Annotated in this window: 25 protein-coding genes; 6 read left to right on the top strand and 19 right to left on the bottom strand. The window is 68.8% G+C overall.

Going from position 1 to position 23212, the window contains the following annotated elements; genetic code table 11:
• Positions 1 to 15: 15 nt before the first annotated feature.
• Both ACH35V_RS13120 and ACH35V_RS13125 read right to left on the bottom strand, forming a co-directional pair.
• Positions 16 to 1767: an ATP-binding protein gene (locus ACH35V_RS13120; RefSeq protein ID WP_395972298.1), complete on the bottom strand. Its 1752-nt coding sequence runs from the start codon at positions 1765 to 1767 to the stop codon at positions 16 to 18.
• Between the two features lie 145 nt (positions 1768 to 1912).
• Positions 1913 to 3337: a hypothetical protein gene (locus ACH35V_RS13125; protein ID WP_395972299.1), complete on the bottom strand. Its 1425-nt coding sequence runs from the start codon at positions 3335 to 3337 to the stop codon at positions 1913 to 1915.
• A gap of 263 nt (positions 3338 to 3600) precedes the next feature.
• Here ACH35V_RS13125 and ACH35V_RS13130 point away from each other — a divergent pair, with 263 nt between their 5' ends.
• Positions 3601 to 4218 (top strand): hypothetical protein, encoded by a 618-nt coding sequence (locus ACH35V_RS13130; RefSeq protein ID WP_395972300.1) that lies wholly within the window; start codon positions 3601 to 3603, stop codon positions 4216 to 4218.
• Between the two features lie 11 nt (positions 4219 to 4229).
• Here ACH35V_RS13130 and ACH35V_RS13135 read toward each other — a convergent pair whose 3' ends face one another.
• The 5 genes from ACH35V_RS13135 to ACH35V_RS13155 all read right to left on the bottom strand — a co-directional run bounded on the left by ACH35V_RS13135 (position 4230) and on the right by ACH35V_RS13155 (position 7537).
• Positions 4230 to 4856, bottom strand: a complete 627-nt coding sequence (locus ACH35V_RS13135) for a dihydrofolate reductase family protein (RefSeq protein ID WP_395972301.1) — start codon at positions 4854 to 4856, stop codon at positions 4230 to 4232.
• Positions 4853 to 5329, bottom strand: a complete 477-nt coding sequence (locus ACH35V_RS13140; RefSeq protein ID WP_395972303.1) for an SRPBCC domain-containing protein — start codon at positions 5327 to 5329, stop codon at positions 4853 to 4855. Before ACH35V_RS13140 ends, ACH35V_RS13135 begins: the two co-directional genes overlap by 4 nt.
• On the bottom strand, positions 5319 to 5663 hold the full coding sequence (locus ACH35V_RS13145; RefSeq protein WP_395972304.1) for an ArsR/SmtB family transcription factor: 345 nt from the start codon (positions 5661 to 5663) through the stop codon (positions 5319 to 5321). Before ACH35V_RS13145 ends, ACH35V_RS13140 begins: the two co-directional genes overlap by 11 nt.
• Before the next feature lie 93 nt (positions 5664 to 5756).
• Entirely contained in the window at positions 5757 to 6254 is a 498-nt protein-coding gene (locus ACH35V_RS13150; protein WP_395972305.1) for a DUF1992 domain-containing protein, read from the bottom strand.
• Between the two features lie 572 nt (positions 6255 to 6826).
• Complete coding sequence (locus ACH35V_RS13155) at positions 6827 to 7537, bottom strand: MerR family transcriptional regulator (RefSeq protein WP_395972306.1); 711 nt, start codon at positions 7535 to 7537, stop codon at positions 6827 to 6829.
• A 69-nt stretch (positions 7538 to 7606) separates the two neighbouring features.
• Here ACH35V_RS13155 and ACH35V_RS13160 point away from each other — a divergent pair, with 69 nt between their 5' ends.
• The gene (locus ACH35V_RS13160) at positions 7607 to 8110 is read left to right on the top strand and encodes a DUF6194 family protein (protein ID WP_395972308.1); all 504 of its coding nucleotides are present in this window, start codon (positions 7607 to 7609) and stop codon (positions 8108 to 8110) included.
• A 74-nt stretch (positions 8111 to 8184) separates the two neighbouring features.
• On the opposite strand, the gene ACH35V_RS13165 is transcribed toward ACH35V_RS13160, so the two are convergent.
• On the bottom strand, positions 8185 to 8544 hold the full coding sequence (locus ACH35V_RS13165; RefSeq protein WP_395972309.1) for a DUF397 domain-containing protein: 360 nt from the start codon (positions 8542 to 8544) through the stop codon (positions 8185 to 8187).
• On the bottom strand, positions 8541 to 9365 hold the full coding sequence (locus tag ACH35V_RS13170) for a Scr1 family TA system antitoxin-like transcriptional regulator (RefSeq protein ID WP_395972310.1): 825 nt from the start codon (positions 9363 to 9365) through the stop codon (positions 8541 to 8543). Before ACH35V_RS13170 ends, ACH35V_RS13165 begins: the two co-directional genes overlap by 4 nt.
• 548 nt (positions 9366 to 9913) lie before the next feature.
• On the opposite strand from ACH35V_RS13170, the gene ACH35V_RS13175 reads away from it, so the two are divergent.
• The gene (locus ACH35V_RS13175; RefSeq protein ID WP_395972311.1) at positions 9914 to 10354 is read left to right on the top strand and encodes a hypothetical protein; all 441 of its coding nucleotides are present in this window, start codon (positions 9914 to 9916) and stop codon (positions 10352 to 10354) included.
• A 66-nt stretch (positions 10355 to 10420) separates the two neighbouring features.
• On the opposite strand, the gene ACH35V_RS13180 is transcribed toward ACH35V_RS13175, so the two are convergent.
• Entirely contained in the window at positions 10421 to 10924 is a 504-nt protein-coding gene (locus ACH35V_RS13180; protein WP_395972314.1) for a hypothetical protein, read from the bottom strand.
• 208 nt (positions 10925 to 11132) lie between these two features.
• On the opposite strand from ACH35V_RS13180, the gene ACH35V_RS13185 reads away from it, so the two are divergent.
• Both ACH35V_RS13185 and ACH35V_RS13190 read left to right on the top strand, forming a co-directional pair.
• A complete protein-coding gene (locus tag ACH35V_RS13185) occupies positions 11133 to 11771 on the top strand; it encodes a maleylpyruvate isomerase family mycothiol-dependent enzyme (RefSeq protein ID WP_395972315.1) in 639 nt (212 codons plus the stop codon).
• 122 nt (positions 11772 to 11893) lie between these two features.
• Positions 11894 to 12304 carry a RidA family protein gene (locus tag ACH35V_RS13190; RefSeq protein WP_395972316.1) on the top strand — a complete coding sequence of 137 codons (411 nt, stop codon included), beginning with the start codon at positions 11894 to 11896 and terminating at the stop codon, positions 12302 to 12304.
• 27 nt (positions 12305 to 12331) lie between these two features.
• On the opposite strand, the gene sigJ is transcribed toward ACH35V_RS13190, so the two are convergent.
• The 5 genes from sigJ to ACH35V_RS13215 all read right to left on the bottom strand — a co-directional run bounded on the left by sigJ (position 12332) and on the right by ACH35V_RS13215 (position 17398).
• The gene (gene sigJ, locus ACH35V_RS13195) at positions 12332 to 13198 is read right to left on the bottom strand and encodes an RNA polymerase sigma factor SigJ (RefSeq protein ID WP_395972317.1); all 867 of its coding nucleotides are present in this window, start codon (positions 13196 to 13198) and stop codon (positions 12332 to 12334) included.
• Positions 13195 to 13836, bottom strand: coding sequence for a carboxymuconolactone decarboxylase family protein (locus ACH35V_RS13200; protein WP_395972318.1), 642 nt, complete (start codon positions 13834 to 13836; stop codon positions 13195 to 13197). The genes sigJ and ACH35V_RS13200 overlap by 4 nt, the downstream gene beginning before the upstream one ends.
• Positions 13837 to 13936: 100 nt before the next feature.
• Complete coding sequence (locus ACH35V_RS13205) at positions 13937 to 14914, bottom strand: sugar ABC transporter substrate-binding protein (RefSeq protein ID WP_395972319.1); 978 nt, start codon at positions 14912 to 14914, stop codon at positions 13937 to 13939.
• 10 nt (positions 14915 to 14924) lie between these two features.
• A complete protein-coding gene (locus ACH35V_RS13210; protein WP_395972320.1) occupies positions 14925 to 15899 on the bottom strand; it encodes an ABC transporter permease in 975 nt (324 codons plus the stop codon).
• The gene (locus tag ACH35V_RS13215) at positions 15896 to 17398 is read right to left on the bottom strand and encodes a sugar ABC transporter ATP-binding protein (RefSeq protein ID WP_395972321.1); all 1503 of its coding nucleotides are present in this window, start codon (positions 17396 to 17398) and stop codon (positions 15896 to 15898) included. Before ACH35V_RS13215 ends, ACH35V_RS13210 begins: the two co-directional genes overlap by 4 nt.
• Before the next feature lie 462 nt (positions 17399 to 17860).
• On the opposite strand from ACH35V_RS13215, the gene ACH35V_RS13220 reads away from it, so the two are divergent.
• Positions 17861 to 18562: an SDR family oxidoreductase gene (locus ACH35V_RS13220; protein ID WP_395972322.1), complete on the top strand. Its 702-nt coding sequence runs from the start codon at positions 17861 to 17863 to the stop codon at positions 18560 to 18562.
• A gap of 15 nt (positions 18563 to 18577) precedes the next feature.
• On the opposite strand, the gene ACH35V_RS13225 is transcribed toward ACH35V_RS13220, so the two are convergent.
• The 4 genes from ACH35V_RS13225 to ACH35V_RS13240 all read right to left on the bottom strand — a co-directional run bounded on the left by ACH35V_RS13225 (position 18578) and on the right by ACH35V_RS13240 (position 22903).
• Positions 18578 to 19639, bottom strand: coding sequence for a hypothetical protein (locus ACH35V_RS13225; protein WP_395972323.1), 1062 nt, complete (start codon positions 19637 to 19639; stop codon positions 18578 to 18580).
• Between the two features lie 269 nt (positions 19640 to 19908).
• Positions 19909 to 20409, bottom strand: coding sequence for a hypothetical protein (locus tag ACH35V_RS13230; RefSeq protein ID WP_395972324.1), 501 nt, complete (start codon positions 20407 to 20409; stop codon positions 19909 to 19911).
• Between the two features lie 233 nt (positions 20410 to 20642).
• The gene (locus tag ACH35V_RS13235) at positions 20643 to 20918 is read right to left on the bottom strand and encodes a carbohydrate-binding protein (protein WP_395972325.1); all 276 of its coding nucleotides are present in this window, start codon (positions 20916 to 20918) and stop codon (positions 20643 to 20645) included.
• 578 nt (positions 20919 to 21496) lie between these two features.
• Positions 21497 to 22903, bottom strand: a complete 1407-nt coding sequence (locus tag ACH35V_RS13240) for an XRE family transcriptional regulator (protein WP_395972326.1) — start codon at positions 22901 to 22903, stop codon at positions 21497 to 21499.
• Positions 22904 to 23212: the final 309 nt, after the last annotated feature.

Genomic DNA, 23212 nt, shown 5'->3' on the forward strand with positions numbered 1-23212 from the left:
TCCGCTCCAGGCTCCTCAGAAGGGGGGAACTTCGTCGTCGTCGCCCGCGTCCCCGAGCCCCGCGAACGGGTCGCGCGACGCCGCCCGCGACCGCCCCGACCGCGACGGCTCGCGCGGTTCGGCCTCGGCCGGCCTCGTCGCCCACGCCGGGAACGGGAAATCGACGGCGAGCGGCACGGGTATCTCCGGCTGCCCGACGAACATCGTCCCGGGCTTGGCGATCGTGGCCCGCGCCCGCGCCGCCGGAGGCAGCCAGCCGTACTCGCCGCGCGCCGCCTCCGCAGCGTCCAGCCGTCCCGCCACCCGCACGGCGCAGTTCGCCACGATGCGGCGCTCCACCTCCGACGCCGTCTGCTGCGCGCCGATGAGGATCACGCCGAGCGACCGGCCCCGCTCCGCCACGTCCAGCAGGATCTCCTTGATCGGGGAGCCGCCCTCGCGGGGCGCGTACTTGTTCAGCTCGTCCAGCACCACGAACAGCAGCGGCCGGGCGCTGCCCGTGCTCTCCTTCCGCGCGAACTCGCCGCGCAGCACCACCCCGACGACGAACCGCTGCGCGCGATCGGGCAGGTTGTGCAGGTCGACGACGGTGAGCTGCGCGCCCGTGTCGATCGACGCGTCCGACGACAGGTCGCCCCGGACGATCGGCGACAGCGCCCGGACCGACGACCGCAGCCGCCGCAGGAACGCGTTCACCGTCCCGAGGCCCATGAGCCCGGCGCCCCACCCGTGCCGCGTGCCCTCGTCCGTCAGCGTCTCCTCGACGAACCGCACCAGGTCGTCGTAGGTGCGGCAGACCTTGGGCTCCGCGTCGTCGGAGCTCCGCAGCTTGACGGCGCCGCCGACCGGCTCCGCGAGCCTCGCCAGCCGGGCCGCGACCTGCCCGATCAGCATCGTGTACTGCGCCCGCTCGTCCTCGGAGTCGGCGAAGACGAACCGCAGCAGCTCCTGCCGGCAGAACTCCGCGAGCGTCCAGTAGAACGGGCTCACGTCCTGGGTGCGCGCCGACACGTGCGGGGTCCCGTTGGGGTCGCCCGGACGCGGCGGCGCGAACACGTGCACGCTCCCGAACGGCCCCGGCTCCAGCCCCAGCTTCCGGTAGGCGGCCCGCGCGTCGTCGTCCAGGCGCTTGTTGGCGTGGTCGAGGAACAGCAGGTCCTCGCCCTTCACCGAGAAGATCAGCGCCTTGGTGTTGTGCGCCTCGGCGCCCAGCGCGCCCGAGTTGAAGATCGAGTACAGCAGGAAGGTCGCGAAGGACGTCTTGGTCGCCACCCCGGAGATCCCGGAGATCGACACGTGGGCGCCGCGCGTCCCGTCGAGGAACTCCAGGTTCACGTGGATCGGCTCGCCGTCCCGGCCCAGCCCGACCGGCACCCGCCGCTCCATCACGTCGAAGTACAGCGCCCGTTCCCGCTCCTGCTCGCCCGCCCTGCGCGCGACCGCGCCGGGCAGCGGCGGCACGTACACCTCGGGCTCGACCCGCGTCACCGTCACCTCGACCGACTCCACGACCGCCGCGGGCAGGACGCCCTGCGCGATCAGGAACACGTCCGAGTCGTACGCCGCCCCCTCATGCCTCGCCTCGACGCTCGTGACGACCCCGGCGATGAGCACCTCGCCGCGTCCGGGCACCTCCCGGGTCGCCGCGACGACCTCGTCCAGCTGGACGACCGTCCCCGGTTCGAGCCCGACCCAGAACGACAGCGGCGTGGCCGACTGCGTCCCCAGCACCCGCCCGATGACCCGCCCCGCCGCCTCTTCGCCCATGCACCCCACCCAGACACCACGTGAACCACCAGATCACGGCAGGGTAACCACACCTCCGGACAAACTCGCACCACCCTCACCAACTGACCGCATCCAGCCACTCCCCGTAACAGCCCGGTAGCGGCGCATCCCTCACACCGGCGGGTCAGCGGGTGATCAGGGGTGTGAAGGCGGCGCGGACGTCGGTTTTGGACGGGTTGACGTAGCGGTCGGGGTCCGGGCCGAAGTCATCGAGGAAAGATGAGCTGTATTTGATGACGGACGGGCAGCTCCTGCCGCCGATCTGCACTTTCCGGTTGACGACGAGTTTTCCGGTCCGCAGCTCGTACACCTTTACCGGGAGCGCGATCTTGTGGAAGCTCACCTGGTACAGCTTGCCGGAGCTCTTGCTCCGATAGGTGCACGTCTCGACGGTGCTGCCCTGTTTCCGCTCCCCGACGCAGACGATGAGTTCGGCGTCGGCCGCGTCCTTGGCCTTCCATTTGCCGGGGAGGTCGTCCGTGTATTCGTCGTTGCCGTAGAACAGCGTCCGGTTGACGCCCTTGCCGTACGGGGCGGCGCCGCTGTACTTCGCCGGTGAGCTGCAGTAGCTGGGTTGCTCGTCGGACGACCCTTCAAGGAGGGTCCGGACGTTCGCCAGCTCGATCGACAGCGTGGCCTGCCTGACCCCCTTCTTCGCCGCGTCCGCGCGTCCGTCCTGGGGGTACTGGTCGAGCAATTGCTGATATCGCGCGCGTGCGTTCGTCCATTCCTTGGCCTGCATGAGACTGTCACCGCAGCCGACGAGCGCCGCGGGCGCGGCCCGCGTGACGGCGGCCGCCGATCGGTCGAGCGGGTTATCGCTGGGCCGCCGGTTTCGGAGCCAGTCGGTGACCGTGACCGTGCGGCACGCGTCCGGTGTGGGCAGGCGGCCGAGGAATCCGTCGATGGACGTCCCGACCGTTCGCCTATTGCCGGGTTCGGCTAGAACCGAGGCGAGAATGTCGAATCCAGCGTTCAGGGAATTGGTGTCCCCAGTGGCCAGTCCGGTGGTGAGCTTCGCTTCGGCCGTTCGGAGCCGCCGACATGCCTCGACGGTTTCATCGCTCCGTGAAATCACCGGCGCTCCCGCTATGCGGTGTCCGAACCAGGCCCTCGGCCCGGCGCTCAGCACCTGCGCGCAGTCGCCGTCCTCGCGGGCTTCGGCGACGCGCTGCTCGATCCTGGACGCGTCGAACCGCAGAAGTCCCACCGCGAGTAAGACCGGCACCGTGACGGCGAGCGCGACCATCCGCTGCCCGCCGACCGTGACCCGCCCGGCGCGTCCGCCCGCCGCGGACCATCCATGTGCGACGACGGCCGCCCACCAGAGAATCACGATGGCTTCGCACCACCACTGAGCAGCCGAGATAAGAATTGAGAGGAGAACAAGGGTGATGATCCCGGTGCTCACGGCCGTTTTGCGCCGCCCCAGGATGAGATATCCGACGCCCAGCAGAGAGGCGTTGCCGATTGCGACGGCCAGCGGGTCGTGAACGCGCACCGGCGGCGGCGCGGGCTCCGGCGAGGCGTACATCGGACGATCAAACATGGGCGCTTCCCATCAGCCGCGGATTTCGCCCATTGTTCGCCCGCGCTCCCGGGAGGGGTCCCACAAAAGCGTGCCGCTCAGGCGCGGAAACTCATCCGGCTTCCATTGCGGGGTCGCCTGGGCCCGCGGTTTGTAACGTGACAGGTCGCCCTGGAGATCATCTGATATTGCCTTGAATGCGGGGAGGTCGTCATATGCAGGGGCACGGATCACCTCACCCGGGCGGCCGCCCGGGGCCCCTGTCGCCGCAGGTGAACGGCCGAGTGATCACCGTTCCGGCGCTGGCCAGGTCGGCGGCCGCCGCCTGCGGCGCGGTGGCCGGTACGGCGGTGGCCGTTCCCCTCGCCGTCCTCCTGTTCTTCGTTCTGTTCATTCACGTCGGCATTCCGCTCCTCGAGGAGATCGTCTCCGGCGAACTGACGCCTGAGATGTCGCTCGTCGAGACGATCATCATCGGGTTCCTCCTGATAGTCGTGCTCGCGGTGCTCATGATCTACCTGATCCTCGCGCTGGTGGCCCCGATCTTCGTGCTGGTACCACTGCTGTCGACCGCGATCGCGCTGCGCCTCGCGGGCGGGGGCGCGATCCTGCGCTCGCTCTGGCTGATGCTGGCGATGATCGCCGTGTACACGGTGGTGGCCCTGCCGGCGGCCTCCGCCGTCGAGGTGGATGTGCAGTGGTGGGCCTGGGCGGCGATCGTCGCCTTCAGCGCGTTCGGAGGCAGGCTGGTCGTCGAGCTGTGGAGGCCCGACCTGGCCGGCAGCCCGCAGAGTTTCCGGAGTCTCTGGAGGCGCTGGAAGACCCTCGTCCTGGCCTGGTCGGTCACGGCCGTGGTCGCGACCGGCGTGAGCCTGGTGCTGTTCGTCCTCAAGATGACCTAGCCGAGCGTCCGTCAGACGAAGGCCGTCACGCCCTCGTACTCCGCCACGGGGGCGGCGCCGACGGCTTCGTACTGGAGCAACAACACGCCGTTCACCGTCACCTCATGGTGGGTGAGCCGCAGCCCGGCGGGACGGGTCGGATGATCGAGAAGCCGCCGTCCGGACCCGATCACGGTCGGCGCGACGGCGAGCCGGAGCATGTCGACGAGCCCCGCCGCCAGCAGGGCGTTGCCGAGCCGCGCGCTCCCATGGATCTGGAGTTCCCGTCCGGGCCGCGCCTTCAGCTCTCCGACCGTCTGGACCGGGTCGCCGCGCAGAACCGTCGTCGGCTTCCAGCTCCCTTCGCGCAAGGTGCTGGTCACGACGTATTTGGGCAGCGAGTTCATCCGCTCGGTGTACGGGTCGTCCGGGTCGGTGATCTGCGGCCAGTCCCGGGCGAACGCCTCGTAGGTGCGGCGCCCGAACAGCAGGCCGTCCGCGAGGTCCAGCCACTCGGACGTCTGCTGGACGAAGAGTTCGTCCATGTGCGGCACGAGCCAGCCGCCCCGCTCGAACCCGCCGCTCGTGTCCTCGGACGGCGAACCGGGCCCCTGGCTGACCCCGTCCAGCGTGACGAACTCGGTGAGCACGATCTTCATCTCGACGCCCCGCTCTCCGCGAACTCGGCGAGCTGCCCGGCGACCGTGCCCCACCCCTCGGCGAAGCCGAGCTTCTCGTGGCGGGCGCGGGCCTCCGGGTCGCCGTGCCGGACGACGATCCGGTAGTCCGTGCCGTCCGGATGATCGGCCAGGCTGATCTCCGCCGTCATCGGCACCGGCGCCGGATCGGCCGGACGCCACGCGCTGTCGATCGCGTTCGTGAACACGATCCGCTCCAGCTCGTCCACGACCAGGAAGATCGCGTCGACCTGCGGGACGAACTCCGCCCCGTCCTCGCTCATCCGCGTCACGAACGCCCCGCCGGGCCGGACGTCCAGCCGGTCCACCCGGCACACGGCCGGGGCCGGGATCCACCACTTCTCCAGCCGGGACGGGTCGGTCCACGCGCTCCACACCACGGCGCGCGGCGCGCGGATGACCCGCTCCAGGGCCAGGTCAAGATCAGGATTCATCGGTCTTCTCCTTCGCATCGGTGACGAGGCGTTCGAGCCGGTCGGTCCGCCCCTCCCAGATCCGGCGCTGCTCGGCGAGCCAGTCGTCCACGAGGGCGAGCCGCTCGCGGTTGAGCACGCAGGTGCGCACCCGTCCGGCCTTGACCGTGCGGATCAGGCCGTTCGCCTCCAGCGTCCGCACGTGCTTCATGAAGGACGGAAGGGTCATCGGGAACTCGCGGGCCAGCTCGCCCACGCTCGTCGGACCGCGCCCGAGCCGCCGGATGACGTCCCGCCGCGTCGGGTCGGCGAGCGCGACGAACACACCGTCGATCTCCGCCGAATACTGTGCCATGAGGCTAAGTATTGCGCCCCAAGATACTTAGCGCAAGAGCAAAGTATTGAGCCCGGACGCCGCCGCCCGTCCAGCCTTTCCAGACCGTCCTGCTCAGCCGCGACGCCGCCGCCGACCGCGCAGCCTCCACCTGCCGCCGCTCGGCTTGCCGTCGCCCTCCCCCACCGCGCCCCGCGGCCGTTCCGCGCCCGCGCTGTGGGCCTCCCGCCACTTCGCCACGACCTCGTCGACGTCGATCGGCCGGTACCCGAGCGCGGGGCCCGGCGGAGGCATCCGCAGGTTGGCGGCGATCTTCTCGTTGACCGGTTCCAGCAGCCGCCGCACGCTCCGCTCGGACGGCGCCTTGAGCGCCTCCTCCAGGACGTCCTCGATCTCTTTGCGCAGCGCCAGGGTCGGATGGATCATGGCCACGAGACCCTCACTGGCCAGTTTCTGCTTGATCCACCAGTTGTCGTCCAGCGGCCTGCCCGCGTCCGGCAGCGGCTTGCCCGAGCCCGGCAGCCCGTCGAACTCGCCGCGCTCCTCCGCCTCGCGGATCTGCCCGTCGATCCAAGACTCAAAGCTGAGCCCCGCGGGCTTTCGCTCCGTCATAACCCCATTGTCCCATCCCCTCCCCGGCCCCCCGAGGACGGTCAGGTCCTTCATGACGTCAGCGGGCCGGACATCGGCGGGCGGCGTTGGACGCCGGCGTCACGCTCATCGACACCGCGATCGCCTACGGGACGGCGGAGGCTCAGAATTCGCCGGTGGGCAGGACGCCTTCAAGCGGCGCGGGAATGCGAAGGTCTTCACCAAGAACGACCGAGGCGCTGTGCGTGTAGTCGTCACCGCGAGGCTCGGAGAAGATCGTCGCCTTGTCCTCCAGCCTGTCGATCTCTTGCGGTCCCGTGATCCGCCGGAGGTCACCTCCAGGACCATCGCCACGCCGTCGGGCTTGCTGTGCCACTCACGTCCGGCGAACGCGCCCTTGGGTGCGGCGATCCCGCCGGGCACGTACTCGCCTTCGGGGCTGATCAGCGTCAGATTGCGGTGCAACCTCAACCCGTGAACCTCGCGCACCCAGTCATCGACCGCCACGACGACGGTCTCGTGCCGCCCGCTGTCTGGCTAGGGGGTCAGGCCAGGTCCAGGGTTCCGGACTTGACCTTGGACGCGAACGCCTGTCACGCGGCCGGAGCGGATTCGATGATCCGCGCCAAGTACGCTCCTGCTCGCAGAAGGGCGAGCGTGCGGTGGGTGATGGTGTCCAGTCGGGTGTCGAGCGCTGCGAGCGTGTGGCTCACGTCTTTGAGGTCGCGGATCGCTGTGATCGCTCGCTGTACGTCCGGGATGCGATAGCCACCGGCTCGGAGGGCAGCGGCGACGCGTGCCTCCCGGATGGCGGTGAGGGTGTAGCGCCGCGCTGTCCCCGATCGAGTGCTGACCCGATCGGGCGCTACCAGACCGGCTTTCTCCCAGAAGCGGAGTGCGGACGCTTTGACTCCAAGGGCTTGCGACAGTTCGGTGATGGTCATGGAGTCGCCTTCAGCGGGCTCGGCATCGGTCGTCGCCTCGGCCGGGATCGACTCCAGCGCAAAGCGTGCCGCGAGCGCCTGCTCTCGCTCGTCGTTGAGCCTGGCATGGAAACCGCAGATCAAAGCCACCCCCTGGCCTGGCGGCTGGAGGCGAACCTCTCGCATCGCCCGTCGAGCTTCGACAGGTCCCACAGCATGAGCGAGATCGCGGTACGCGCTGAGGGCGCGGACGTGTGCCGCATCGAACTGCCGGTACCCGTTGCTTGACCTGGCGGCAGCGGGGATCACACCTAGCGCCTCCAGATCACGAACCTGCTGCACGGAGTATCCCGACGCTGCCGCGACAGCACTGGTGTTCATGGGCGACGCCCTTCCGCCCGCTCGGTTCATGCGAACCCTCCATAAGCAGTTCAAGCACACACTTGAACCATGAGCATGGAGCAACTCCTTGAGACCGTCAGAGCATTCGATGGGGTACTTGAGCTTGCCCCCGCCGAAGGCAGCGCCTTCCCCGAGATCGCCTGGGGCGACCACTTCTTCTACTACGCGCCCGGCGGCCAACTGCCACAGCGCGAACAGCCCTACGCCACCATCGTCACAAAGAACTACCCTGGCGATACCCTGTGCGACCTCGACCACCCCGAGCGTTGGCGCCTGAACATCCACGTCGGCACGGACGCGTTCGTCACGCTCACAGGTGAGGAGCCCCGCGACCATGTGCTCACCAGGGACTACACCGCCACGGACGCCGTCCTCCCGCACCCGGTGTATCGCACGCAAGGCTGGGTTTCGATCACCAATCCAGGCGTCGGCACACTCTTGCTCGCAACCCGTCTCCTGCGCCAGGCACATGAAGATGCCAAGCGTCGGGCGGAGCGCCGGAGTGCCGACCAGCCAGTAGCCGGAGACGTAGGTCCAGGCGGTGACCGGTGACGCACCGCAACGCGCCGCTCTCAGCGGAAGGCAGACGCCGTCTGGTCGAGCGGTGCCGCTGTCTGGCTAGGGGGTCAGGCCAGGTCTAGGGTTCCGGACTTGACCTTGGACGCGAACGCCTGCCACGCGGCGGGGCCGAACACCAGCTTCGCCCCGTCCGGGTCCTTCGAGTCCCGCACGGCCACCGCCGCCGCCAAATCCGCCACCTCGACGCACGCACCTCCGGTGTTGTCACTCCGACTGCTCTTCATCCATTCCGCAGACGAGACCGGCACCATTGGCGCCACCTCGACACACTGGTGGCCGGTGTCAGTGCTGTAGCTACTCTTCTGCCAATTCACTGGTATCGACGCAACTTCAACACACTCCGCGCCCGACGAATCGCTATGACTGCTCTTACGCCAGATGCACGATGACAAGTTGACCACGCTCATAGACCCTCCAGGACCGTGCGAACGAACCGCACGGAGTCGCCAGCCGGTAGTGCGGCAGATCGCACTTGATCGAAGGCTACGGCACGTTCGTTCACGTCGCGAGGGTTCTCCAGGAGGGGACCGTATCCACCTCCGCTGTCCATGTAGCACATGCTGGCGCGTTCCTTGAAGTCCAAAAGCACGAATCCGCTCGCCTGGTAGACGGGGGCGTCGTCTCGGACGACCTGGAGCGTGATATGCGGCTCGTTCGCCAGATCCCGAAGCCGTTCGAGCTGTCCGCACATCACCTCGCGACCTCCCACCATCCGTCGGAGAGCGTACTCACTCAGCACAAAAAGGAACCATGGCGAGTCTTCTCTGGTCAGCAACACCTGGCGCTCCATGCGGACCGCAAGCAACTCCTCGATCTTCCCGGCCCGCTGACCGACCTCCAGCACCGTTCGGGCGTACTCGGGCGTCTGCAACAGGCCGGGAACCAGCAAAGGCGCGAACGCCTTGACGTACGACGCGTCGCCCTCAGCCTCGGCATAGGGCCGGAACCCAGGGGGCAGTACCTGCAATTTGCCGAGTTCCTGAATCCATTCCCAGATTCGGAAGAAGGTCCCGTTCGTCCCGAAGAGGGTGTCACACGCCTGGGCGAATTCTTCAGAAGGCGCGGCATTGCCCGATTCGATCTGGCCGATCCACTGCGGCGTGAATCCCAGCCTCTCGCTGAGCTGCGGCCGGGACAATCCGGACGCTTCACGACAAGCGCGCAATTCCGTGCCGAAGTACTCGCTCGGCGAGGCGGGGACGCCGGGGTCACGGGGGCGACGGGGCATGGGGGAGCCTCCAAGATCCGAAAGTGATGCGACTTTCTCATCGCACGCGGGGACTTTCTTACACCGGGCTTCTTGCTCTTCCAGAACATAACCCGATCACAGGAAGATGGGGAGTGGTAACACAGAGAAATCGGACCAAAGGTTCAACTGATCATGAAATCGCCCGTTAACGTCGCGGACCAGGCGTTGACCCAGCTCCGCAAGGACTTCCGGGGTCATCGAATCTGGCGCGCGACACGCCACGACGGACTACTCGGAGACTGGGTCGCCACTCTGCACGACCCAAAGGCCGGTGTAGACGCGACCATTGTTCGTAGCAGCGCAGAAGAGCTTCGTAAGGCGCTCGCCGTCGAGCTCAGTCGCGCCACCGGTCGACCCACGGGTCAGCGCAGCAAGTGGGACCGTTGGTAGTCCGATGGAGCGGACCGCTAAGCGTCGATGCGGCCGTTCGCGCCACGCCCATAACCGTCCATCTCGACCGACTCGTAGAAGAACTCACGCGAAAAGGGTGGAAAGCCGTCCCCTGCTATGAAGGGCCGGAGCCGCTCGTGCGCGTCACTGAGCCGTCCGTCCCGCAGTTCAGTGAGAGCGTCACCCTCGTCCCCGGAGGAGGGAGGTCCAACCTGTGGTGGTTCAGGTCGAGCACGGGTGAGAACCTGGCCCCGCACACCAAGCCGGACGTCGCCGCGGCGGGGGTGGTGCGGATTCTCATCCCGTATGTGACGACGATCCTCGCGGCTCAGTCACACCGCCGGCTGGGGGCGGAGGCAGACAGGCCGCACCCCACTCCCCCGCCCCGCTCGGATCCCTCGCATGGGGCCGCGATCGCCGAACTGCAAAGACGGTTCGACGGCGTCGTCTGCTGGTGGGGTGCGCATACCTATGAATGGTGGGCCATCGTCCCGGGCGGAACGCAGTGGCGGATCGTCAATGCGGAGGACCCTCCGGGCCTCGCGCGGGCCATCATTCAGGCCCGCTCCCGTCGATGACCGTTGTGCAGTAGGAAAAGCCCCGTCCGGAAAGTCCGGACGGGGCCGCTTGCTATTTCGCGACGGTCAGAGCTTCGCTGTGCCCTGAAGTCCCCAGGTCTTGTTGCCGTCACCGTCGTCGTTGACGTTGGCCACGACGTGCCCATCGGCGGTGTTGCCGCTGATGTTCACGTAAGACCCCGAGGCGGGAAGCCTGCAGGTCTTCGAGCCGGAACTGCTGCCATTGATCTCCGCGGTGAAGTCGCAGGTCTTCGTCTTCACGTCGGAGTCGTTCTGCTCGATCCGGACCTGCACGTCGAAATTCTCGAACTTGCCAGACCCCGAGTCGCCCCAGGTGACCTTGGCGGTCGCCCACTTGTAGCTGTTGCTGCCCCCCGGGCCGCCCCAGTTGCGGTTGAAACAGAGCTCGACCTTGACGTCGGCGTTGAACCCGTTGGTCGGGTACTCCTTCGAGCTGGTCGCGCACCTGGCGTCGGCGTTGGCCGGGCCTGCGAGCGCGAGGGTGCCGAGCCCGGTCAGCGACGTCGCGACGAGTCCCGTCGCGAGAATCCGGCCCATCCGCTGCTTCACGTAGTCTCCTTGTCCCACAATGAAATCGTGAACTTTTGGTCCACTGCAAAGGAACTTACCGGACGTCCGTTTTAAAGATCAACTTGGGTGTTTTCCGTGATTCACCCCTCACTGACAGCTAGCGCCATTGAGGCGCCGCCACGTCCGTCCAGCACTGCGCAAGCCGCAGGTTGCCGGAACGCGCAGGTGTGCGTTAGGGAAGGTGCTCATGGATCTGAAGCCGCTGGCGCGGGACGAGCGGGCCGATCTCGCGGCGTTCCTCGCGACGCTGACGCCCGAGCAGTGGGAGGCGCCGTCGCTGTGCGAGGGATGGCGGGTGCGGGACGTCGTCGCCCACATGATCAGCTACGAGGAGCTGAGCGTCCGGGATCTGGCGGGACGGTTCGCCAAGGGACGCTTCACGCTGAACCGGACGAACGCCGTGGGCGTCGCCGACTCCAGCGCGCTGACACCCGACGAACTCCTGGCGATGTTGCGGAAGCGCCTCCAGCCGACGGGCCTGACCACCGGGTTCAGCGGCCTGATCGCGTTGACCGACGCCGTCATCCACCATCAGGACATCCGCCGTCCGCTCGGCATGTCCCGCGAGATTCCGGCGGAGCGGCTGCTGCTCGCGCTGCGGGGCGCGCTGAGGTTCCCGGTGATCGGCGGCTTCTGGAGGGCGCGGGGAGTGCGGCTCGTGGCCACCGACCTCGACTGGTCGAGAGGGTCCGGGCCGGACGTGCGGGGCCCGGCCGAAGCGTTGCTGATGGTGGTCGCGGGGCGGCGCGGCATCGTCCAGGAACTCTCGGGTCCGGGACGGCAGAAGCTCGCCGACCGCGTCGAGAGACCACCCGGGCACAGTTGAGCCCCATCCACTACGACAAGGGCACTGAGCACCGCCGAACTGGCTGAACGACAAGCTCAGCGACAAGGCACCCGGCCAGAAAACCTGAGGCGTAACGGAAGATCCTTTGAGATGGTGGCCACATGGGCCGTGCCGTCACGTTGATCCGTTCGTCCTCCTTGTCCGACGTCGCCGAGTACGCCTACGCGGCCACGGCGCCCGCCGGATCCCGCCTGATCTTCCTTGCCGGGGCCTGCCCGCTGAACGAGGACGGATCCACGGCGGCGGTTGGAGACTACGCAGGTCAGGCGGCGAAGGCCGTCGAGAACATGCAGACCGCCCTGGCGGACTCCGGTGCGTCCTTGCAGGACGTCATCAGCACCAGGGTCCTCGTCGCGTCCAGCAGGCAGCAGGACCTGGGGATCGCCTGGGAGGTGGTCCGGGCCTCCTTCGGTGATCACGACGTTCCCAGCACGTTGATGGGCGTCACGGTGCTGGGTTATGAAGATCAACTCGTGGAGATCGAAGCCATCGCCGCTGTCCTCGACTCCTGAGGCGGCGACCAACCGCCCCGGCGGGGGCTATCTAGCGAGGTCGGCGGGCTCCTTCAAGCGTGTCAGCTTCTGCGGGTTGGCCACCGCGTGGATTCGGGTCACGCGGCCGGCCTCGACGACCAGGCTCACCGCGGCCACCCGGCCGTCGATCTCGATCCGGGCGGCGGGCGCGCCGTTGAGCCAGACGGCCGACACCGTCCGGCCAGGCTGCGCGAGCGACTCCGCGACGAGTTCGGCCCCATGGATCGGAGCCCGCGCGGCAGGCGCGAGCCCGCCGCCGTCGGCGATCAGGACCACGTCCGGCGCCATGACCTCGATCAGCTCCTTCACCTGCCCGGTGCGCACCGCGGCCAGGAACCGTTCCACCACGGCCCGCTGCTCCGACCGGCTCACCCGCACCCGGGGCCGCCGGGCCGCCACCCGCTCGCGGGCCCGGCGGGCGATCTGCCGGACCGTGGCCGCGGGCTTGTCCACGGCCACGGCGATCTCGCCGTAGGGAACGTCGAAGACCTCGCGGAGCACGAACACCGCACGCTCCACCGGAGCGAGGGTCTCCAGGACGGTCAGCATCGCGATCGAGACGCTTTCCGCGAGGGCGCTGTCCTCGGCGACGTCGGGGCTGGTCAGCAGCGGTTCCGGCAGCCACTCGCCGACGTAGTCCTCGCGCCTGCGCGACAGGGTCCGCCGCTGGTTGAGGGACTGCCGGGTGACGACCCGGATGAGGTAGGCCCTCGGGTCGCTCACCTGCGCGTGGTCGATGCCGGCCCACCGCAGCCAGGAATCCTGCAGCACGTCCTCCGCGTCGGCCGCCGACCCGAGCATCTGGTAGGCGACGGTGAACAGCAGGCTGCGGTGGGTGAGGAACGGGTCCTCGGCCGTCGCGTCCCCGATCATGCCGTCGACGCCGCCGCACCCGGCTTCTCCGGGCCCCCGGCCGACGGGCCCCCGGCCGACGGGCCCCCGGCCGACGGGCCCCCGGCCGACGGGACGTCGGCCAGCGGGATTTCGCAGGCGTCGGAGAAGCCCTGCGAGGTGACGCCGTTCGCCACGTTGGCCCTGGTCGCCATGTTGACGTAGGCGATGTGCACGGTGAGCTCGACCATCGCCGCCGGGCCGAGCCGCTCCAGCAGGCCCGCGTACTGCTCGTCGGTGACGGTCGGCGGCGTGGCCGACATGGCCTCGGCGTACTCCATCACGTCCCGCTCCAGCGGGGTGAACACGTCCGAGGTCCGCCAGCGCGGCACCTGGCTCGCCTTGGTCAGGTCCAGATCGTCGTTGCGCGCCTGGAAGTAGCCGGCGTCGAGGCACCAGCTGCAGCCGACCTGCGCCGCGACGGCCATGTGCGCGAACGACTTGAGGCTCTTGTCGGCCGCACCCCACGCGCCCGCCTTGGCGCCGAACTCCAGGTTGTCCCGGGCGACCGCGGGGGTGTGCCACAGCACTTCGACGTTCTCGGGAACGTCGCCGAGCTGCCTGATCATGCTCTCCTTGATGTCGGCGGGAAGCTCGGCCTTCGGTACGCGCAACGCCACGACGTTCTCCCTTTAGGTGTGCGTTCTGGCTGGTCGACATGAAGACACCGCCGGGCCCTCGAACGTGACACCACTGGGAAGCGATCGCGTCGACGAGCACCTAGACGCAGTAGGGCGGCGCCTTGTCCGCGTTGGCCTTGGTGACGACCATCTGGGGGACGTTGTCGATCTTCTTGGCCGACGCGTCCTTGCGGAGCAGCGCGACGACGTTCTCCACGGCCATCTCGCCGATGTCCTTGGGCGTGTTGCTGACCGTCACGGCGAACCGCCCGGCCTTGATCGCCTGGACGCCCTCGTCGGTGCCGCCGTTGCTGAGGATCTTGATGTCGGTGCGGCGCGCGGCGCGGAACGCCGCCTCGGCGCCGAGGGCCATGTCCTCGTTCTGGACGAGGACGTACTTGACGCGCGGCCGGGCCTGGAGGAGGTTCTCCGCCACGTCCTGCGCCTTGGCCCGCTGCCAGAACGCGGGCTGCTCGAACACGACCTTCGCCCGCGGCCCGCTGCTCTTCTTGAACGCGGCGGTCATCAGCTCGGCGGCGCCGCCGGGGGCGCCGCCGATGACCGCGACCTCGGCGGGGCGGCCGCCGGTGTCCTCGGCCAGCCAGGCGCCGAGCGAGCGTCCGACCTGCTCGACGTCGGCGACGACCGCGCCGAGGATCTTCGACTGGTCGATGCCGCCCGTGACGCCGGTGAGGAAGATCGGGATGCCCGCCCGGTTGGCGCGGCTCACGCCGCCCCGGAGCGCGTCGACGTTGACGGTCTGGACGACGATGACGTCGACCTTCTTGACGATCATGTCGTCGATGTTCGCCAGCTCCCGGCCCGGGTCCGTCACGGAGTTCGCCGTCAGGACCTCGACGTCCTTCTTCGCGGCCCGCGCGTGCAGCGCCTTCTGCAGGCACATGTGGAACTGGATGCGGTTCCCGTTGACGAAGCCGATCGTGATCTTCTTCCCGGACGGGACGGCGGCGTTCCCCGCGTCGTCGTCCACCGAGCAGGCGGTGACACCGAGGGCGACGGCGAGCGCCACGGCCTGGACCGTGACGCCGCGGACGCGTCCGCGTGCGAAATCGAGCATGAGGACCCTTTCAGCCGAATCGGCCGCGCAGATGGTTGGTGATGGCCGCGATCAGCAGGACGCCGCCGACCGCGACGTCCTGGAAATGCGCGTCCACCTGGAGGAGGTTGAGCGAGTTGGCGACGACGCCGAGCAGCACGACCCCGAGGACCGTCCCGACGACGGTGCCGCTGCCGCCGTGCAGCGCCGTCCCGCCGATCACGACGGCGGCGACGACGGTCAGTTCCAGTTGCAGCCCGCCGGTCCCGGGGCTCGCCGCGCCGAGCCGGGCCACGAGCATGACGCCGCCGAGCCCGGCGAGCAGGCCGCCGAGCGTGTAGAGCAGCAGTTTCGTGCGCGCCACCGGGATGCCCGCCAGCCGCGCCGCGTTCTCGTTGCCGCCGATGGCGAACGCGTTGCGGCCGAACGCCGTCCAGCGCATGACCAGCCCGGCCGCGACGCAGACGAGCGCCGCGACCACGACCGTCGCGGGCACGACGCCGAGCACCTCGCCGAACCCGAGTCCCGCCAGGTGGTCGCCGATCGACACGCTCTGCCCGTCGATGACCAGCAGCGCCGCGCCGCCGAGGACGGTGGACGTCGCGAGCGTCGCGACGAACGGCGCGACGCGGAACAGCGTCACGACGGTGCCGTTGACGAGGCCGATCCCGGCGCCGACCGCGAGGCCCGCGAGCATCGCCGTCCACTCCCCCGTCCCGGACGCGATCAGCCGCGCGACGACCCCTGCGGTCACGGCCGCGATGGAGCCGAGCGAGAAGTCGATCCCGCCGGCGGTCATGAGGAGGGTGAGCCCGGCGGCCAGGACGGCGGTGACGGCGACCTGCTGCGACACGTTGAGCAGGTTCGCCCCGGTCAGGAACGCGGAGCTGTTCAGCGCGGTGATCAGACCGATGACCAGCAGGACGGACAGCAGCCCCAGATGCCGGGTCAGCCCCGCCGGGAGGCTCACGCCGATGCGGTCGCGGAGGATGCCGAGGGCGGTCATGGCGTCGTCCGTCCCCCCGCGATGAGCGCGACGAGTTCGTCGCGGGTGACCCGGGCGATGGGGCGGTCCGCGACCGTCCGGCCGTTCCGGACGACCACGACCCGGTCGGCGAGCGCGACGACCTCGTCGACGTCGCTGGACGCGAGCAGAACCGCGGCCCCGCGCCCGGCCAGCCAACGGACCAGCCGCTGGACGTCGGCCTTCGACGCCACGTCCACGCCGCCCGTCGGCTCTTCCAGCAGGCAGGCGGTCACCGCGGTGTCGAGCCAGGCGGCGAGCAGCACCTTCTGCTGATTGCCTCCGGAAAGCTCGGCGACGGGCGGGTCGGCGTGGATGGCCGTGATGCCGTACCGGTCGCGGGCGGCGCGCGCGTGCCCGCGCATCCGGCTCCACCGCACCAGCCAGGGGCGGCGGAGCCCGCGGCGGACCAGGTCGAGGTTCTCGTCCACGCTGAGCCCCGGGACCAGGCCGCGGCCGAGCCGGTCGCCGGTCACGCAGCGCATCCCCGCCGCCAGCGCCGCGCCGACACTGCCGGACGGGACGTCGCGTCCGGCGATCCGCACCCGTCCGGCCTCGGCCCGGCGGAGCCCGCTGAGCAGCGGAAACAGCTCGGCCTGCCCGTCCCCGGACGGCCCGAGCACGGCGGTGATCTCCCCCGCGCGAACCTCCAGATCGAACGCTTGGAGGCGCCCGGCGGTCAGCCCCTTGAGTTCCAGCACCGGCCCACCGGCGACACGGGCTTCGTCATCGACCTTCTTGCGGAGGCGGTCGCCGCCGGCCATCGCCCGGACGAGTTCGTGCAGGTCGACGTCCGCTGCCGGGACGGTGACGATTCGCTTGCCGTCTCGCAACACCGTGATCCGGTCGGCGAGGTCGAGGACCTCGTCCAGGTCATGGGAGATATAGACGACACCGGTGCCGCGAGAACGCAGAGCGCGCACGAGCCGGTGAATCCGGAGAGCGTCGGCGGCGCCGAGTGACGCGGTGGGCTCGTCCAGAATGAGAATGCGGCGGCCCCGGTGCACCTCCCGCGCGATCTCGACCAGAGTCTGCTCGGCCGGGCCGAGGGTGGCGGCGACCCGCTCAACGCCGATCCCGATACCGAGTTCCCCGAGCGCCCGAGCCGCCTCGCGCCGCGCCTCTCCCCACGACACCGCGCCGAACCGGGTGGGAAGGCGTCCAAGAAGAAGATTCTCGGCGATGGTCAGCCCCGGGACCAGCGACCGCTTCTGATGAACAATGCTCACACCGGACGCATGGGCGCGCCTCGGCGTTAACGCAGCGTGGCGTCGTCCGGCGATATGCACGGCCCCTTCATCGGGAACAATGGCACCGCACATCGTCTCCACAAGCGTGGATTTACCAGCACCATTCATCCCGACAACGGCGTGGACCTCGCCCGCCGATAACGTGAAATCGACGCCGGTCAGCGCGTGCGCTCCGCCGAACGTCTTGCACACACCGCGCAACTCCAACACCGGCGCGGCCGCCCCGGCCATGTCAGGCACCGCCCGTCCGGGCAGAGGCTTGCGCCCAACGGGCGGCCGTCACGCCGGCGATGCTCACGACGCGGCCTCCGTGACCTCTGCGACGCGGACCCCGGTGTCCGACGCCGACCGTCCATGCGGACGTCGGCCGCCCGCCACCCAGGTGTGCAGTTTGCTCGTCATCGCCCGTAATGTCAGCGATGTGGTTGTCGTCCTCACTCTAGAACCACCAGGTCTACCTAGACGACCTGCTCGGCGAAATCGGTTGACTTCAATCGGGACTCGGGAAGGCAACAAAAACTGACCAATTTCCAGATGAAGGCCCATGATGGGCACTTGGGTCCACTCACCGTTCGGGAATGACGCCGCCGCCGACTTCGCACTCGACCCGGACGCGCAACCGTCCGCCCATGCGTAGCCTGTCCGTGGGTTGATCGAGACCTGCACGGATCACGCGACTCTGGGAGGCCGCACGTGACCGACTCTCCTGTAGCCCTCATCACCGGGGGCGGAAGCGGCATCGGGGCGGCGACGGCCCGGCGACTTCTGGACCAGGGGCATCGGGTGACCGTCACCGGACGCGGCGCGGAACGTCTGCGCCGGTTCGCCGAAGAACTGGGTGAACCGGCGGGCCTGCTGACGCTCGTCGGGGACGCGGCCGATTACCAGGACGTCCAGGCGGCCGTCAGCGCCACCGTCGAGGAGTTCGGACAGCTGAACACCGTCGTGGCCAACGCCGGATTCACCTCATTCGACCACGTCACCGACGGGGACCCCGCCGTGTGGCGCGACATGGTGCTGACCAACGTGCTCGGCCCCGCGCTGCTGATCAGGGCCGCCCTGCCGGCCCTGCGCGAAACCCGCGGCCGGATCGTGCTCATCGGGAGCGTCGCCGGCGTCGTCTACAGTCCCGGCAACATCTACGGCGCGACCAAATGGGCGGTGACCGGCCTCGCCGAGAACACCAGGCGCATGGTGACGGACGACGGCATCGGCGTGACCTTGGTCAACCCCGGAGCCACCGAGACCAACTTCTTCGACGCCGCCGGCGGCCCGCCGGACCGCGCGATGATGACCGCCGACCAGATCGCGGGCGCCATCGTGTGGGCGATCGACCAGCCGCACGGCGTCGACGTCAACACCCTCACGATCCGCCCTGTCCCCTCGCCCCTGTGACTCCGTCCTGTCCGGCTACGACCTTTCCACCGGCGGCATGGAACGCACGACGACTCTGCGGATGAGCTGCACATCGGTGAGAGGCCCCGTGGACGCGGCGAATCCGAACTTGAAGGTCTCCGGCATGGGCTCGGGAGCGGGAAATCTCAGAACCCGCTTGAAGCCATTGCCGTCGCGAAAGTCGATGTCGACCGTCACAACCGGATCCCGTCCGGACGGCACTGCCACCCGGACGACCCTTTTCACCGGTTCCAACAGCCGTTCAGCCCGCGTCGGCGTGATTTCGGCGGGCATCGTCCTCAAGGTCCCGTGCAACCGTCCGGGGAGCGACGATGGCCAGGGCCCGGTCGTCCTCTTGTTGGTGGTCGTGGCGGCGAGCAGGCAGTATCCGGTGACGCCGTTTCCGGGCCCGCGAGCAGTGACGATGTTGGGTCCCGGCGCAGGCAGACGAAACGACGTCCCGGCCGGAGAGCGCCGCTCGCACCCATTCCCGCGCCCTTCTCCGTCACCGAAGTATTCGCCCAGCACGTCAAGTCCGATGCCGAGATACCCACCGTCCACCCCCGGAACGAACTGGGCATCGGGGTCGCCGCCCGGCAACTTCTGGGCGTAACCGAGGCTCCCGCCGAACGCGCCCGGCGTGCTGAGCCGCCGAGCACCGTCCGTCAGAAAGAACGAGATTCCGTCAGCCGGCGACCGCGTGGTATTTCCGTACTGCCACTGCTCGAAAACCACCTCCAGACCACCCCTGGCCGGGATCGGCGAGTCGAACAGCGCAGCGCCGGTCACCTCGGGGTGGGCGTCCGTGAGCTGCAGATACCCACGCGGCGCCGCGCCGCCCGGCGGCACCGGACCAACCGGATCCAGGCGACACCCCCTGAGCGGATGATTCTCAGCTTCCGCCTCCACCTTTCCGCGCCGCGCACCCGTCAGGCAGGCCGCCCCGTACCCGATGAAGCGCGAATCCGCAGTGACTCCGGTGAACGCCTCCTCGACCAGCACCGAGCCCGGCCGCTGGCCCGACGCCGTCGCATGCCCAAACGACGCGAGGGCGACGGTACCGACCCCGACCGCCACCGCAACCCGAGCCCACCCATGCCTCATGCCGCTGCTCCCACGAAGATTCGAAGCGTTCTTCCGCCGCCCCCAATCTGAACACACGCTTACTAGGTGATCCCCCCATTGCCACGACCACAGCGATAACCAAAGCCAATCCTTACAGAACACCCGCCATTTCATGAGATGGTCACGGCATCACCACGCCAGAGCAAACAGCCGCAGGCTCGATAAACCGACACGGCACCGACGTCCACACTGCGGTGTCCCAGTCGGCCCAGGACCCACCCTTATCGGCTGGGTCGGGAATCTGACGTTGGAGGTTCCGACCGCGGGTCCACTCGATGTGCCCGCTGCGGGAACAGCGGCCACATTTGTTCGAGGCGTTCGGTGCTCAGCGACCCTTCGAACACCACCAGGTCGGGCGCGGGCCGCGTACAGCGACCGCCTTTGTGCTTGTACTCGTGCAGGAAGTACGGGCAGCGTCCAGGACTCTGATACCCGTGACCTTTGGGACGCACTTCGACGACCTGGCCGCACCACCGGCAGCGGCACCACCATTCCCAGTGGATCGACAGGTCCAGCGCCTCAAGGGGGATGAGCCCGGCCCGGCGGACGGCGGCGGCCACTTCGGCGGGCACCGACGGGTCGGCCAGGTAGCGCTGCCCTCGCGCCCACTCCTCCTCGACGGCCGCGGCCGCAACCAGATAGGGCTCGCCGGTCGCATCCTGGCGGCGACGAATACGACGTTGCTGGTGACGGGAAGGGCGACGGCGGGGCTCTGCGGTCATGGCGTCCTTGGACGGAGTCCTACGCACACCGTCGGACGACGCGAACCGGGGGTATCACGCGTCGTCCGAGACGCTTTGTCGTCGGCGCACCAGCGGCGTAGGCGCTAGGTGCTCAGACCGGCAGGCGTGATCTGCCTGAACGGCAATATAGCGTTCCGCTCCACCCGCGCTCAGCCGAATCACCGAGGTCGGGCCCCTGACCACAAGGCCAAGGCCCGCCGGGAGGGCATGGGTTACGTCGCGCGCCAGAGCGTGGGGGTGTCCTGGGGTTGCCAGTCGGCCTGCGCGGTGTGCGATTGGCGGCAGACGTAGTCCGCGCCGCGATGGGTCACCGCGTCGCCGGGACGGTAGTAGACGCCGGGTGTCCATGCGGCGGCGCCGGGCCTTCTCCTGGGCGGCGGCGTCGGCGTGACGCGTCCAGTAGCGGACGCCGTCGGCGTGGCGGTCGACGGCGTCGGCGACGAGGTCGACGGCGTCTCGGACGGCGTGGCGGTCCCCTTCCGCCCCACCCCGACCGAATCCGGCGGCGCGGGGCTCTGCGTCCGAGCCCCGGCATCCGGATCCCCACCGGTCGTCGCCGGAGCAGCGGACGGCCCTGAGGAATCGGACGGCCGAGCAGCCGCATACCCAACGGCCACGAAGAGCACGATCGCGAGGACGACGCCGAGCACGACGTATCGCCGCTGCGCAGGAGTTTTAGAGGGAGGACGCGCGTGGGCCATCAGCAGCCCCGTCCTCTCCCACGTACACCCGCGACGGCCGTCCGGTGCACTCGACCTCCCCGTTTCCCCGCCGCCCGGCCATGAGCCGCCGGTACCGGCCGCCGAGCGCGGACAATAGTGACACAGCCCCGCGAACCGTGTCACCTGGACATTCCGCCAGCATCCCGGATCAGGTTCACCCCCCTGGCAGCGACGCCAGACGCGACCACAACCGGCCCTCAGGCGCGTGCGGCTGCTCGACCCTGTGACTTGTCCCGTGTTCGTGCGGCATCGTGACTCTTGCTCAGCAGGACGGCCACAATGGTGGCTTCTTCGACGCGATACCGTCCCGGCTTGGTCGCTTCAGTGGCGTGCCCACTGGTGGCCTAGCGCGCGGTTTGCTGCAGTTGGCGAAGGTGGTCCAGATACTCGACGGCGCTGGGGTCCGTCCCGTACCGGTCCTTGATCGCGGCTCCGAGCTCCTGGGACACCATCAGCAGACTAGGTAGCGACCGGCGCTCACCCTGGAGCGCCCGCTCACCGAATTCCACGGCCCTTTCGAGGTCGCCTTCTCTAGCAGCGATCAGCCCAAGTGTTATGCGGGCTTCTGCGTTCCGCATCGGTGAGCGTTCAACACCACTGGCGTCGGTGCCCAGGCGGATGACGTCCTCGGCGTAGGTCTCAGCAAGCCTGTTCTCGGCCGCGGTGGAAGGCTGGTCGTTGCCGAGCCACCGGTAGCAGTCCATGGAGTAGAAGTCCCACCTGGCCGGATCGACGACGAAGTGGTGATCAAGGTTCTCCGGGTAGGGCAGCCGCTCCAGCAGCGTCCGCCCTAGGTCGAGCGCTGCTTCGACCTGCCGGCGGTCGCCGATACGGGCCCACGCCTTCGCCTTCTGGGCATGGAGTTGGACGGCCGCTCGCGAGTCGGGCGCAATAGCGCATCCCGTTTCTGCGGACACGATGACGTCTCGGTAGTCCCCTTGGGTGAGAGCGAACCAGGCGCGCATCTCGTGTGCCCACGCCATCACCTCAGCGTCGCCGGCTTCCGCGCCGAGCCTCAACGCGGCCTGCCGAGTGGCTTCGGCCGCCGGCCAGTCGTTCGTGTCGTACTCGACGCATCCGACCAGTGCGGCAAGCCATCCGGCCAGGGAAAGGGTCTCTTGACGGTGAGCCAGGGGCAGCTGCCGGTCGAGCAACGCTGTGATGCGGCGCAGCCAGGCCCGTCCCTCGACGAGCAGTTGGTCAGCGGGCTTGTGCGGATACTCGCTGCACAACCGATCCACGGTGATCCGGAGGCCTTCGAGCATGGCGGGGTCCACGGAGGACGCTCGCAAGCCGGTGAGGATCTCCTGGGTGTCCATGCCGGTTCCGGCGATGAGTTCGGCGTCGCCGTCTCGTCCGCCCGCCATGGGCCAGATGGCAGCGGTGACAGTGCCGAAAGTCTTCGCGATGATCGGCCGGTGGTCATCGTCGGGGCATGAGTCGCCGCTCTCCCACGCATGTACGCAGCGCAGCATCGACGCCTCGTCCGGCAGTGGACGGCCCGCATGGGCCCGTAAGGCGTCAATGAACTGGGGCCTGCTCCAGCCGCGGGCGGCTCGTTCAGCGGTGATCCGCCTGGCCCACCCCGGGCGCTCCTCCGTCACAAGATGCTCCACCTGGTTCCGTGTCGGTTCCAGTCTGCGCACGTCGCAGGCGATGACGCGAGGCGTGATGAGCAATATCCACGCCTCGGCAGCCCGAACGGCCCCGAAACGGGACGTGCCGCCCAAGCCATCGGCCGCGGACGTCATGCCCGCTGGCGGACCCGATGAGGGACGTCGGCGCTACGGCGATGGACGGCCTACCAGAGTCCGTCGTCAGGTTCTTCGGCAGGCTCCATGCGCCTGGGACGCCCAGAAACGGCGAAGAGGCCGCTTCCGGAAGATCGGAAGTAGCCTCTGAGCTTGGTCTATGCAGGGTGGGCGATACTGGGTTCGAACCAGTGACCTCTTCGGTGTGAAGCAAATCAGGCGAATCGATCTTCGTCGAGGTCAACTCAGAGCCAAATGGGGTGCCCCTCACCTGCATCAACGCCCGGATGGGGTCGCGGTGAGTCGGGA

The sequence above is a fragment of the Actinomadura sp. 1N219 genome (genome assembly GCF_044326405.1).
In the GTDB taxonomy this organism is placed as follows: domain Bacteria; phylum Actinomycetota; class Actinomycetes; order Streptosporangiales; family Streptosporangiaceae; genus Spirillospora.